Annotated in this window: 13 protein-coding genes; 2 read left to right on the top strand and 11 right to left on the bottom strand. The window is 64.4% G+C overall.

Translation table 11 applies throughout. The features are described 5' to 3' along the window. Positions 1–259: 259 nt before the first annotated feature. The 9 genes from AC04PH_RS11400 to pyrC all read right to left on the bottom strand — a co-directional run bounded on the left by AC04PH_RS11400 (position 260) and on the right by pyrC (position 8,886). Positions 260–994 (bottom strand): ABC transporter ATP-binding protein, encoded by a 735-nt coding sequence (locus AC04PH_RS11400; RefSeq protein WP_483065856.1) that lies wholly within the window; start codon positions 992–994, stop codon positions 260–262. After that, positions 991–1,764, bottom strand: a complete 774-nt coding sequence (locus AC04PH_RS11395) for an MlaE family ABC transporter permease (RefSeq protein ID WP_483065855.1) — start codon at positions 1,762–1,764, stop codon at positions 991–993. Before AC04PH_RS11395 ends, AC04PH_RS11400 begins: the two co-directional genes overlap by 4 nt. Then, positions 1,765–2,799: an alanine racemase gene (gene alr, locus AC04PH_RS11390; RefSeq protein WP_483065854.1), complete on the bottom strand. Its 1,035-nt coding sequence runs from the start codon at positions 2,797–2,799 to the stop codon at positions 1,765–1,767. Positions 2,800–2,847: 48 nt separating this feature from the next. After that, positions 2,848–3,651 (bottom strand): COG3904 family protein, encoded by an 804-nt coding sequence (locus AC04PH_RS11385; RefSeq protein ID WP_483065853.1) that lies wholly within the window; start codon positions 3,649–3,651, stop codon positions 2,848–2,850. Continuing rightward, positions 3,648–4,940 (bottom strand): hypothetical protein, encoded by a 1,293-nt coding sequence (locus AC04PH_RS11380; protein ID WP_483065852.1) that lies wholly within the window; start codon positions 4,938–4,940, stop codon positions 3,648–3,650. The genes AC04PH_RS11385 and AC04PH_RS11380 overlap by 4 nt, the downstream gene beginning before the upstream one ends. Positions 4,941–5,030: 90 nt before the next feature. After that, positions 5,031–5,408 (bottom strand): VOC family protein, encoded by a 378-nt coding sequence (locus AC04PH_RS11375; protein ID WP_483065851.1) that lies wholly within the window; start codon positions 5,406–5,408, stop codon positions 5,031–5,033. Between the two features lies 1 nt (position 5,409). After that, the gene (locus tag AC04PH_RS11370) at positions 5,410–6,909 is read right to left on the bottom strand and encodes a replicative DNA helicase (protein ID WP_483065850.1); all 1,500 of its coding nucleotides are present in this window, start codon (positions 6,907–6,909) and stop codon (positions 5,410–5,412) included. A 205-nt stretch (positions 6,910–7,114) separates the two neighbouring features. Next, positions 7,115–7,792: an orotate phosphoribosyltransferase gene (locus AC04PH_RS11365; protein ID WP_483065849.1), complete on the bottom strand. Its 678-nt coding sequence runs from the start codon at positions 7,790–7,792 to the stop codon at positions 7,115–7,117. Between the two features lie 41 nt (positions 7,793–7,833). Then, positions 7,834–8,886, bottom strand: a complete 1,053-nt coding sequence (gene pyrC, locus AC04PH_RS11360) for a dihydroorotase (protein WP_483065848.1) — start codon at positions 8,884–8,886, stop codon at positions 7,834–7,836. 130 nt (positions 8,887–9,016) lie between these two features. Here pyrC and AC04PH_RS11355 point away from each other — a divergent pair, with 130 nt between their 5' ends. Next, positions 9,017–9,634: a hypothetical protein gene (locus AC04PH_RS11355; protein WP_483065847.1), complete on the top strand. Its 618-nt coding sequence runs from the start codon at positions 9,017–9,019 to the stop codon at positions 9,632–9,634. Here the strand turns inward: AC04PH_RS11355 and AC04PH_RS11350 are convergent, their stop codons facing one another. Together AC04PH_RS11350 and AC04PH_RS11345 are read right to left on the bottom strand one after the other, a co-directional pair. Next, positions 9,635–10,597 carry a hypothetical protein gene (locus AC04PH_RS11350; RefSeq protein WP_483065846.1) on the bottom strand — a complete coding sequence of 321 codons (963 nt, stop codon included), beginning with the start codon at positions 10,595–10,597 and terminating at the stop codon, positions 9,635–9,637. It abuts the gene before it with no gap. A gap of 100 nt (positions 10,598–10,697) precedes the next feature. Continuing rightward, positions 10,698–11,915 (bottom strand): acyl-CoA dehydrogenase, encoded by a 1,218-nt coding sequence (locus AC04PH_RS11345; protein ID WP_483065845.1) that lies wholly within the window; start codon positions 11,913–11,915, stop codon positions 10,698–10,700. 107 nt (positions 11,916–12,022) lie between these two features. Between AC04PH_RS11345 and AC04PH_RS11340 the strand changes: the two genes are divergently transcribed. Further along, on the top strand, positions 12,023–12,934 hold the full coding sequence (locus tag AC04PH_RS11340; protein ID WP_483065844.1) for an AAA family ATPase: 912 nt from the start codon (positions 12,023–12,025) through the stop codon (positions 12,932–12,934). Positions 12,935–12,969: the final 35 nt, after the last annotated feature.

Here is a 12,969-nt window from a genome sequence, read left to right as displayed (position 1 = left end):
CAATGAGAGGGCGGCGCGGTCATTGTTTCGGCGGTGTCGCGGGAATCGGCGGGACGGGTAGTGCGCTGTGCGCATGGTCACCACTATGGGGTGTGGTCAGGGGTCAGGGTGCTACCATGTATTGATCACGGTGCTCGCAGCGGCATACCCGGAAAAATCCGTGCAGATACAACACATTCGCATATTTTTCCGCGTGTGAGGGCGGACATATCGCGAAAACGCGTCTGCGTCGGCCACGCAAGCGCGCGTCAAGGACGAATCACCGCGGTGGCGTCTCCGGCGGGCCGACGGGTGCGACGAACCGCGCGACGACCGGGTCGTCGACCGCCATCAGTGCCTTTGGCGTGCCGGTCCAGTGTGCCCGGCCGTCGTGCAGCAGCGCGACCCGATCGGCGATGGCGTGCACGGAAGACATATCATGGGTGATGGTGATCGCGGTGACGCCAAGGTCGGTCACCACGGTGCGGATCAGGGTGTTGATCGCCTGCGCGCGGATCGGATCGAGGCCGGTCGTGGGTTCGTCGAAAAAGATCACGTCCGGGTCAGCGGCGATGGCGCGGGCGAGGCCCACGCGCTTTTGCATGCCACCGGACAGTTCGGCGGGCAGACGGTCGGCTACATCGGCCTCAAGCCCGACACGGGCCAGCTTGTCGATGGCCAGCGCACGGGCCTCAGCCTTGGGCAACGTGCGCAATAAGCGAAACGCCGCGTTCTGCCAGACTGGCAGACTGTCGAACAACGCCGCCCCCTGAAACAGCATCCCGAAGCGCGTCATGAAAGCATCGCGGTTAGCGGGCGTCGCGGGCTGGCCGTCGATGGTGATGGTGCCCGCGTCCGGCGTCAGCAGCCCGAGGATACATTTCAGCATCACCGATTTGCCACTGCCGGACGCGCCGATCACCACCATGCTTTCACCGTGCGCGACATCTAGATCAATTCCGCGCAGCACCGGTTTGTTTTCAAACGTCTTGTGGATGCCGGACAGGGTGATCATGCGGAAAAGAACGCCTCTGTCAGGAAGAAGTTGGTGGCGAGGATCAGGACGGAGGCGGCGACGACGGCCCCTTTCGTCGCGGCACCGACGCCCGCAGCCCCACGGGTCGAGCGCATGCCGTAGTAGCAGCCCATCAATGCGGCGATGAAGCCGAAGACCGCGCCTTTGACCAGCGATGACGCCAAATCGCGCGCCTCCAGAAAATCGACCGTGTTCTTGATATAGCTGGCCGGGTTGAAGCCCAGCCGCTCCGTGCCGACGATATAGCCGCCCATGATCCCGATGGTATCGCCCACCGCGACCAGCAGCGGTACCACCAGCGTCGCAGCCAACACGCGCGGCACGGTGAGGTATTTCATTGGATGGGTGGACAGCGTTACCAGCGCGTCGATCTGTTCGGTCACTTTCATGGTGGCAATCTCTGCGGCGATGGAGGAGGTGACGCGCGCCGCGATCATCAGCCCCACCAGCACCGGGCCCAGTTCGCGCACCATGCCGATGGCGACGATCTGCGGCACCACAGCCTCTGCGCTGAACCGTGCGCCGCCGGCGTAGATTTGCAGCGCCAATGCGCCGCCGGTGAACAGCGCGGTCAATCCGACGACGGGCAGCGACAGAAAACCGATCTGCCACAGCGCCTTGCCGAATTCACCGCCAAAAAACGGCGGGCGGATGAGGTGCATGAACGTCTGGCTGAGAAAGATCGTCACACGGCCCACGGCGGCCAGCAGCGCCAGCACGGCGGCCCCGATGGCAGCTAGCAGGCGCACCTATCCGGTGGTCCGGCGCGAATAGCGCGCGCCCAACGAAGTGAGGATTTCATACCCGATGGTGCCCGCCGCGCGGGCCAGATCATCGACGGTTTGCTGCGGCCCCAGCAGGGTGAGCGCCTGCGGGGTTTCCGGCAGGTCGGTCACGTCGACGGTGATCAGGTCCATCGATACGCGGCCCACAAGGCGGCAGGGCGTGTCGTCATACCAGAACCGCGCCCGGTCCGACATCGCGCGGATCAGCCCGTCGGCATACCCGGCAGAGACCGTGGCGATTTTCGTCGGGCGCTCGGCCTGCCAGGCGTTGCCGTAGCCCACAACCTCGCCCTGTTCCAGATCGCGTATCTGGATCACCGGCAGGTCGAGCCGGGCCACGGGCCGCGCCTGCGCGAAGGGCAGACCGCCGTAGAGGCCGACACCGGGGCGCGTAAGGTCAAAGTGGTATTCCTTGCCCAGCAGGATCCCGCCCGTCGCGGCCAGCGACCGTGGCGTCGTGATCCCGTCCGTCATCTGGTGAAAGACGTCGAGCTGGTAGGCGTTCATCGGATGGTCCGGTTCGTCGGCGCAGGCCAGATGGCTCATCACCAGCGTCGGGCGCTGGGCCAGCGCCAGTTCCGCGATGGCGGCCCATTCCTCCCACTCCATGCCAAGCCGGTTCATGCCAGTATCAAGCTGGATGCCGAACGGGTGGCCCGGCAGGCTTTCCAGATGGCGGGTGACCTGATCGACGGAATTGAGCATGGGCGTCAGGTTCAGATCGCCGATCATGTCGGTGTCGCCGCGCATGTGACCGGAAAAGACGCTGATTTCGGCATTGGGGCCAAGCGCCTGCCGAACGGCGGCGCCTTCCTCGGCCATGGCCACGAAAAACTTGCGCGCGCCCGCGCGGGCCAAGGCCTTGGCGACGGTGCCCGCCCCCAGGCCATAGCCATCGGCTTTGACCACGGCGGCGGTCTCGCAATTGGTCTTCTTGTCCAGCGCGCGCCAGTTGTCGGCCAGTGCGCCAAGGTCGATGGAAAGATGTCCGGTGCTCATGCGCACTCTCTTGTTGTCAGGCGCGCGCGCCGTCAAGGGGGCAGCGGTCTATTCCGGCGGCTCCGGCAGAAAACCGTAGGTGACGAGTTCGTCCTGCGTGAGCAGATAGATCTCGTCCGGCGGGGTGGCCAGCGCGTGCTGCATGACCAGCGGGTCGATGCCCATATCGTTCAGATAGGCCATCACACGGGCCTGTCCGCGCTGGATGTCCTCGACCGCCAGAAAGGCGGGCAGGGCCACGTTTTCGTCGAAGAAATGCTGGTGCACGCCGACCCATGCGCCTTCGGGGATGGTGCGGGTGGTTCCTGCCGCCAGCATGTAGGGGCAAGCGGACAGGCACACGTCGCTGTCGGACATCGCCGTCGCGGCCCCGATGGCGCGCAACTGCCGCCCGATGGCAAGCGCGTCGCTGACCGACCCGCCGGGGGAGTTGAGGAACACCAGTTCCGGGTCCTCGCGCGTGGCGATGAAATCGGTGAAGCGGTCGGCGTCACCGCCCGCGATGGCCCCGGTGACGACCAGCGCGCGCTGGCCTTCCCACTGTGTCGCCTCGAACAGCAGGCGCGACGGCATGTCGCCGGTGTTGGGCAGCGGACGACTGCCGGGGTTCGCCTCTCGCGTGGGCACGCGGGAGGGATCATAGCGGCGGGTCTGGTCGCCGGGGCGCAGCGGTTCGGTCAGCGCGGGCGCGCTGGACGGGCTGGCGATCTGCGGCAGCACGCGCGCCAGATCGCCGCCGAAGAGTACCGCGGCAAAGCCGAACTGCACCAGCAGCACCGCTTTGAGCATCCGCGATGCTGTCCAGAACGGGGCGCGGGGCGGTTTGGCCACGGGATGCAGCGTCGCGCTCATTCCGCCGGTTGCTTTGCTTCGACCGGGGTAAACTTCGTGGGCGGCGGCGGGGCCTTTGCAGGGCCGTTGCTCTGCTCGATCTCGCGCAGGGCGACCATGGCGGCGCGCAGGTCGGCCAGCGTCATCATGTTCTCGGACGTGGACCCGTCACGCCCGGCCCGGATCGCCGATTGCGTCACCGCGATGATCAGCACCAGCACCATCGGCAACAGGTCGATGGCGATGGCCCCGGCCCAGGACGGAATGAAATTCCCCGCATAGCGGATCACCGCGTCGGCGGTGGAGATCGGCGTGTAGATCGTGTCGGGCGCCGGGGCCATTTCGGTGACGGATGTCGCCGCAAGGCGCAGGGTTTCAGCCCGCTGGCCCAGCACGACCAGCACCGAATCGACCGTTGCGGCCTGCTGATCGCGGGTTTCGGCGTTGCGGGTGTTGAGTTGCGGTGTGACGACGGAGGCCGACAGGTCCTGCGCCGCCCGCACCACCAGCGGGGCAACGGACAACTGCCGCAATTGCGTGATGATATTGGCCAGACGCACCGCCTCTTCGCTGAACAGGACGGATCGCGGCTCGACCGGCCCGGCCTCGACCGTCAATGCGCGCATCCGACTCAGGATTGCGTTGCCCTCGGCAAAGGCGGCATCGACGAAGGGCTGCTGGCCGGCGATCTGGTTTTCCAAGGCGGCGAGTTCGTCGGATTTCTGCTGCAAGAGGCGGAACACGGCTCCTTCGCCCGCGATCCCGGACAAGTTCCCGGTGGCCTCCTGCGCACTCAAATCCTCGAACCCCTGCCTTACGCGGGCCACGTCGCGTTGCAGGCCCTGTGCGGACACCGCGATGGTATTCGCCCGTTCCAGCGCGGTCTGATAGTCTTGCACCGTGGTCGCCAGATGCTGTTCGACCGCCGCCGCCCCGGCCAGTGCGGCGGCGTTCAGCCAGGACGACATCGCGATGATCGCAAGGCTGCCCATGCACATGGACAGGAACAGCCCGATCCGCGCACCCGCGGTGCGCACGGCGGGCAACAGCCGCATCAGGTAGGACCAGAACACGAAGATCGCGACCGACACGGCCACCGAATAGGCCATCGCCGCAAAGAAGCTGAGCGCGCCGGTGTCATCGAGCAGCGAGGACACACCGAGGTAGGTATAGATGCCCGACGCCACCGCCAGCACGCCAAGTGCCGTGCCGGTGATCCCGTCGAGCCAGGACAGATGCCCCTCCAACTCGCGCGCGTGGCGCAATGCCTGTGTCTGGGAGCGGCCGGTCTGCGGGTCGTGATCTGTCATGCGGGGATTCCCTGATGGTCCGGCGCACAGGATAGGCGCGGGCGACGGCAGGCGCAAATCACGCTTTGTCGCGTGGAGCGCGCCGAAAACTCAGCTGCCTGACGTAGGCTCGCCGATATGCGCCAGCCGGGACGCAAGCGATCCCGCGTGCAGTTCCAGCTTGTGATCGTCGGGGTCGAGAAAATAGACCGACGCGCCTTCACTGCGGTTGGCCTTCCAGCGGGGTGCGGTGATGCGCGCGGCGTCCGCGTCGAAATCATCGGTGGAAAAGGCGATATGGGTGTCGTCCGCGCGCGGGGCGACGCGATCCGCGTGTTCCAGACACAGCCAGAGCGGGCCGATTTCAAGGTAGGCCCCGCGCTCCCAGCGGTGGCGCAGGGCCGCCCCCAGCTGATCGCGGTAGAACGCGACCGACCGGTCGAAGTCGGCCACGCACAGGGTGACGTGGTTCACGCCGGTCAGCGCCACCTTAGAATTCCTGATCGCCACCGCCCGCGCTTTGCCACGGCTTCACCAGATTGCCGAAGCGTGTGAAGCGACCCTCGAACGACAGTTCGACCGTGCCGATGGGGCCGTGGCGCTGCTTGCCGATCACGACCTCGGCCTTGCCGTGCAGACGTTCCATCTCTTCCTGCCAGGCGGCCATCTTTTCCATCTCGTGATCGCCGGGCTTCTCGCGTTCCTTGTAGTATTCTTCGCGGTAGACGAACATCACCACGTCGGCGTCCTGCTCGATGGAGCCGGATTCGCGGAGATCGCTGAGTTGCGGGCGCTTGTCCTCGCGGGATTCGACCTGACGTGACAACTGCGACAGGGCGACGACGGGGATTTGCAGTTCCTTGGCGATGGCCTTGAGGCCCATGGTGATTTCGGAAATCTCGTTCACCCGGTTTTCAGACCGCCCGGTGCCGCGCACAAGTTGCAGGTAGTCCACGATCAACACGTCCAGCCCATGCGTCCGTTTCAGCCGGCGGGCCCGCGCGGCAAGCTGTGCGATGGGCAGGGCGGGCGTGTCGTCGATGAACAGCGGGCAGGCTTCCAACTCCTTGGCGGCATCGACGAAGCGGCGGAATTCGGCCTCCGTCATGTCGCCGCTGCGGATCTGGTTCGACGGCACTTCGGAGGCTTCCGACAGGATGCGCGAGGCAAGCTGATCGGCGGACATCTCCAGCGAGTAGAACCCGACGACGCCGCCGTTCACCGCTCCTTCGGTCCCGTCGGGCAGGGTGCCTTTGCGGTAGGCACGCGCGATGTTGTAGGCGATGTTGGTGGCCAGAGAGGTCTTGCCCATCGACGGACGCCCGGCGAGGATCAGCAGGTCGGACTTGTGCAGCCCGCCCAGTTTCTTGTCCATGTCGATCAGACCGGTAGAGACTCCCGACAGCCCGCCGTCGCGCTGATAGGCCGCGTTGGCTGCATCAACTGCGGTCGTTACCGCCTTGAGAAAACTCTGAAATCCGCTTTGCACCGTGCCCTGTTCGGCAAGCCGGTAAAGCTCCTGCTCGGCCTCGACGATCTGCTCGCGCGGCTCTGACGCGACATCGACCTTGGCGGCCTTGGCGGCGATGGTCTGGCCCACGGTGATCAGCTCGCGCCGGGTCGCCATGTCATAGATCATCTGGGCGTAATCCTTGGCCGCGAAGGCGGAAATCGCCGCCGCCGCAAGCCGCGCCAGATAGGCCGGACCGCCCAGTTCCTTCAGGCCCTCGTCGTCCTCCAGAAACGCCTTGAGCGTGACCGGGCTGGCCAGCGCGTTCTTGGCGATGCGGTTGGCCGCGACCTCGAAGATGCGGGCATGTACGGGATCGTAGAAATGCTGTGGCCCGATGACCGACGCGATGCGGTCAAATACATCGTTGTTGGTCAGAATCGCACCCAGAAGCTGCTGTTCCGCCTCGATGGAGTGCGGCATGGTATCCGCCTCTGCGGTCTCCACGCCGGTGGCGTTGAATGTTGTGATCTCGTTCATTGGCCCGCTGTCCCCGCCTGTTTTTTCTGTCCCGCGTGGGTCTTACCGCACAGCCCCGCGGACAGCCCATCTGGATAAGTGCCGCGTGGGTGTGGATGGTTTTGCCGATACTAGCAGATCATGCGCGAACCTGCCAACATCTGGTAGTTGTCGGGGGTGTCGGGCGCAGATGATGTAAATTTGATCCACATCCTGTGGAGGATTTTCAGCCCGCCCGCGCCGCCGACCAGCCTGCGGGATCGCGCAGATAGGATTCGACCTCTGCCAGCGTGGCCGGGTCGTAGGCGTTGCGCGCGCGGGCCTCTGCCAGGACATCCCACCACGTGCACAGGTGGAGCAGTTGCACGCCGTGATCCGCCAGCGTCTTCTCCACGCCGTCGAAGATGCCGTAGTAGAAGATCACCGCGGTGGCGTTGCAGGTGGCCCCGGTATCGCGGATCGCATCGACGAAGGACAGTTTGCTACCGCCGTCGGTGGTCAGATCCTCGACCAGCAGCACCCGCTGGCCTTCGGTCATCACGCCCTCGATCCGGGCGTTGCGGCCATAACCCTTTGGTTTCTTGCGCACATAGGTCATCGGCAGGGCCAGCCTGTCGGCCACCAGCGCCGCGAATGGAATGCCCGCCGTCTCGCCGCCCGCAATGTTGTCGAAGGCCTCGAACCCCGCTTCGCGCATGATGGTGACGGACAGGAAATCCATCAGCGTGGCGCGGATGCGGGGAAAGGAGATCAGCTTGCGGCAATCGACGTACGTAGGCGCCTGCTTGCCCGAGGCGTGCGTGAACGGCGTTTGCGCATTGAAATCAATCGCGCCGATTTCGATCAGCATCCCGGCGGTCAGGCGGGCCATTTCGTCTTTGGTGGGAAAGCTGGTCGGGATCATCTTTTTCTTTCTGTGTCAGTGATATGCGCGACGTTCTTCATTCAATTCGAGACACGCCAGTGCAACGGAAATCCCGGATCGAACACGGTCACGGGGCCGTCGCCGGTGGGGATGTGGCCGGGGTAGTCGACAGGATCGCCCTTGGTCAGGGTTATCGTCCCGGCGTTCGGCTCCAGCCCGTAAAAGCGCGGGCCGTTCAGCGAGGTGAACGCCTCCAGCTTGGGCAGCGCGTCCGCGGCCTCGAACACCTCTGCCAGGCAGGACAGCGTGTTGGTGGCGGAAAAGACACCGGCGCAGCCGCAGGCCTGCAATTTCAGAGGGTCGGTGTGGGGCGCGGAATCGGTGCCCAGGAAGAACCGTTTGTCGCCCGAGATCGCGGCCTGCACAAGGGACACACGGTGCTGTTCGCGCTTGGCGACGGGCAGGCAGTAATAATGCGGGCGGATGCCACCGGCCAGGATATGGTTGCGGTTGATGATCAGGTGATGCGTCGTGATCGTTGCGGCCAGGTTTTTCGGCTGGTCGCGCACGTAATCCACCGCGTCCTCGGTTGTGACGTGTTCCATCACGATGCGCAGATCGGGGTTTTTCTTGCGGATCGGTTTCAGCACCTTGTCGATGAACACCGCCTCGCGGTCGAAGATGTCGACGCTGCTGTGGGTGACCTCGCCGTGGATGCAAAGCGGCATGCCGATATCGGCCATGCGGTCCAGCACCGGGCGCACCTTGTCGAAGTCGCGCACACCGGAGGCAGAGTTGGTGGTGGCCCCGGCGGGGTAGAGTTTCACCGCCGTGGCGATCCCGTTCTCATGGGCGGCCTGCACATCGTCGGGGTCGGTATCCTCGGTCAGATAAAGCGTCATCAGCGGTGTGAACGCCATATCGGCCGGCAGTGCGGCCATGATCCGCGTGCGGTAGGCGCTGGCATCGGCCGCGGTCACGACAGGCGGCACAAGGTTGGGCATGACGATCGCGCGGGCGAAATGCCGGGCCGTTTCCGTCAGCACGGCCCGCAGCATGGCACCGTCGCGGAGATGCAGATGCCAGTCGTCGGGGCGCCGGATCGTCAAGGTGGTCGTCTGTTTGTCTGTCATAAACGCCTCTTAAAGCGAAACCATGGCCGCTGACCAGCCAAAGCTATCCGATTGCGGCAAGGTCAGGAATACGCGGCCTTGGCAGATTGGCGATTTTTTGGAACATTGAAGCGAGCGACAGGAGATTTTCATGAACAACACATTTTTTGCCCCCGTTTTCGCCGCCGCCTGCCTGGCAGCGCCACTGGCTGCCGCCGAATGCTTCGACGCCCGCGATCTGGGGCGCGGCCTCGTCGTCACCTTCGAGGACGGCAATCAGGTCTATATGCAGCGCATGGGAACGGGCGATGTGGCGGTGACGGAAACCTATAACAACGACGACATGGATACACGGTTCACCGGGCCGCATGGTTTGTATTTCACCGAAGAGATCAACGTACTGAACGGTGTGCTGCAGCCAGACTCGCGTTTGGTCATCGATTTCAGCACGGCCGACAGCTTTCCGCCGCCACCTGCGATCGGCGTCGACTGGCGTGGCCCGACCGTCAACATCTGGGCCGACGGTGGCACGCGCGACGAGATCTACAGCGTGAAGATCGCCGACAAGACCACCTATGACATTTCGGGCTGCACCTACGAGGCGCTGATCGCGCAGGTGCGTTACGAATGGCCGGGCGAGGGCGGCGGGTTCGGTCTGGAATATGCCTATCTGCCCGCCATCGGGTCGGCGTTCCTGCTGTCGAGTGCTGTCGACGACGGATCAATTCCGCCCAACGTGCCGGCAAGTCTCGACCGGATGGCGAAGTGACTACTCCGCCGCTTCGGTATTGAGGGGGATCGTGGGGGCGTGACCCTTGGCGACCAGTTCTTCCAGTTTCTTGCTGAAGAACCCGTCCGGACCCTCGCGCAGCACGTAGGCCGCCACATTGGCCGCCAGCACCGGATGGTCGCGGCGGATCATCTGTGCGAACAGCCCCCGGCGATAGCGCACGTGGCCGCGGCGCGCGCGGATCAGCCTGGCGAAACTTTCCGTGGAAAGCGTGCCGTCCATCGCGGTGCGGATCATGTCGTCGTGGATACCCATCTCGTCCAGGCTGAATTCCAGCCGGTCGCCCATGCAAACGCAGCGCAACGGCGTCATGTTCTTGCGGGTGAAAAGGGCGGCGTGCACCGCATCCATCTGCAACAGCGGGTCGAAGGCGATGAATGCCCGGTCCGTCGCGTCGATCATGTCGGGGGCATAGCCGTAGCGGCTTGAGAAATCATGCTTGCGCTGGTCGGTATGGCGCGGGTCGAACCCGGTGATCTGCGGGTCCAGCGTGGCCTGCGGGCGGATCGCAAGCACCGTGCAGCCGGGGGCGGCGACGCTGTAGGCGGCAGCGGCATAGCCCGCAGCATTGGCCCCGTGAAACAACACGCGGTCGAAATCCTCGAAAAACCCGTCGTCGATCAGCCGGTCGAAATAGCGATAGACAGCCGGGTCGCGGAACCAGCTTTCGCTGTGCGAGATGATCGCAAGATGCGACCAGCCATCTTCGCGCACATAGGCAAAGCCGCGCGGTTCGGCGTCGGGGTAGTGTTTGCGGATCGTTTCGGCATCCTCGAAGGTGACGAGCAGTTTGGGGCCCGCGTCAATGAAGGCGGCGGAGTGGGCATCGCCCAGCGGTTCGAAATAGCCAAGCTCGTCCACGACCGTGTCGAGTTGCTCGACCCAGGCGTCGTGATCCAGCCCTTTCAGGCCCGCTTCGAATGCGATCCGCGTGTCTTTCATCTCAATGCCCTTACTCGTCAATCTTGCCCTTTGCGTCAGCTTATACCGATCCAATGCGGCAGAATTGGGCAATCAAATTGCCCGTATTGCGGTTTTGGGGTCAAAAAAACGCCTGCAGACCTGTCTGCGCGCGACCCAGGATGAGCGCATGCACGTCATGCGTGCCTTCGTAGGTATTGACCGTTTCCAGGTTCACCATATGGCGCATGACTTGGAACTCCTCCGATATGCCGTTGCCGCCGTGCATGTCGCGGGCGTGGCGCGCGATCTCCAGCGCCTTGCCGCAGTTGTTGCGTTTCATCATGCTGATCATTTCGGGTGCGGCGTGGCCTTCGTCCATCAGGCGGCCCAGACGCAGCGCGCCCTGCAGGCCCAGCGTGATTTCGGTCTGCATGTTGGCGAGTTTCAGCTGGAACAGCTGCGTCTGCGCCAGCGGTTTGCCGAACTGCTTGCGATCCAGCCCGTATTGCCGTGCCGCGTGCCAGCAGAACTCCGCGGCCCCCATCACACCCCATGAAATGCCATAGCGCGCCCGGTTCAGGCAGCCGAACGGCCCCTTGAGGCCCTGCACGTCGGGCAGCAGCGCATCCTCGCCGATTTCGACGTCCTTCATCACGATCTCGCCGGTGATGGAGGCGCGCAGCGACAGTTTACCGCCGATCCTGGGGGCGGTCAGACCGGGGGTGTCCTTGTCCAGCACGAAGCCGCGGATTTTGCCGTCATGCGCGTCGGACTTCGCCCAGACGACGAAGACGTCTGCGATGGGCGCGTTGGAAATCCACATCTTCGATCCGTTCAGCACATAGCCTTTTTCGGTCTTTTTCGCCGTCGTTTTCATACCTGCGGGGTCGGACCCGGCATCGGGTTCGGTCAGGCCGAAACAGCCGATCAGATCGCCCGCCGCCAGACCGGGCAGGTATTTGCGTTTCTGCTCTTCGGACCCGTAGGCGTGGATCGGATACATCACCAGCGACGACTGCACCGACATCATCGACCGGTAGCCGCTGTCCACACGCTCGATCTCGCGCGCGACAAGGCCGTAGGTCACGTAGGACGCGCCGAGGCCGCCGTATTCCTCGGGGATCGTCAGGCCCAGCAGACCCGCATCGCCCATTTGCTTGAAGATGCCCGCATCGGTCGTGGCCTCGCGGTAGGCCTGCGTGACCTTGGGCTGCAACACGTCCTGCGCGAATTCCTGCGCCGCGTCGCGCAGCATCCGCTCGTCCTCGGTCAGTTGGTCTTCCAGCCGGAAAGCATCGGCCCAGTCGAACGGGCCGAGGTCGGGGCCATGCCCTGCGGTGTGAACGGCGTCTTTCATCGAACCGGCTCCTGTCATCTCGGGTCGCGTCCAAACTAGGGCTTTGCCCGGCTGACGGCAATGGGGCGGGGCGGCGGCCCTTGACCTTGGGCGCAGGGGGTGCAGCTATGGCCGGTATGGGTTGGAACGACATCGACAGCGTGCAGGCGGCACTGGCCGCACAGGACTATGTCTGCGGCAGGCCGCTGGCCACGGTCGCCTTTCTGGCGCTGAAGCTGGGCCGCCCGCTGTTTCTGGAAGGCGAGGCGGGGACCGGCAAGACGGAGATCGCAAAGGCCATCGCGGCCGCATTGGGTCGCAGGTTGATCCGGTTGCAGTGCTACGAGGGGCTGGATGCGTCCAGCGCCGTCTATGAATGGAACTTCGCCGAGCAGATGATCGCGATCCGCGCGGCAGAGGCGGCAGGCGGGGCCGACCGCGACACGCTGAAATCGGAACTCTTCACCGAGGATTACCTGATCGCGCGGCCCTTGCTGGAGGCGATGCGCCCGCAACCGGGCGGTGCGCCCGTGCTACTGATCGACGAGATCGACCGCACCGATGCCCCGTTCGAGGCGTTCCTGCTGGAAGCGCTGAGCGATTTTCAGGTCACCATCCCGGAACTGGGCACCATCAAGGCGCCAGAGCCGCCCATCGTGATCCTGACATCGAACCGCACGCGCGAGGTGCATGACGCGCTGAAACGCCGGTGCCTCTATCACTGGGTCGACTATCCCGATTTCGACCGTGAGATGGCGATCCTGCAGGCGCGCGCGCCTGAAGCCTCTGCCGCGCTCAGTCAGGAGGTCGTTGCCTTCGTTCAGCGCCTACGCGGCGAGGACCTGTTCAAGACACCCGGCGTGGCCGAAACCATCGACTGGGCGAAATGCCTGCTGGCGCTCGACGTGATCGACCTGTCGCCGGAGGTGATCAGCGATACCCTGGGGGCCGTGCTGAAATATCAGGACGACATTCAGAAATTGCAGGGGTTAGAGGCGAAGCGCATTCTGGACGACGCCCGCAGCAGCGTGCCGGGGTGATGCTTCTTTTGGTCAAAAATACCTCACGGGGGTTT

The organism is Yoonia sp. KMU-150 (assembly GCF_056858355.1).
The sequence above is the reverse complement of the archived record's forward strand: the minus strand, read 5'-3'. Positions and strand labels throughout refer to the sequence as shown.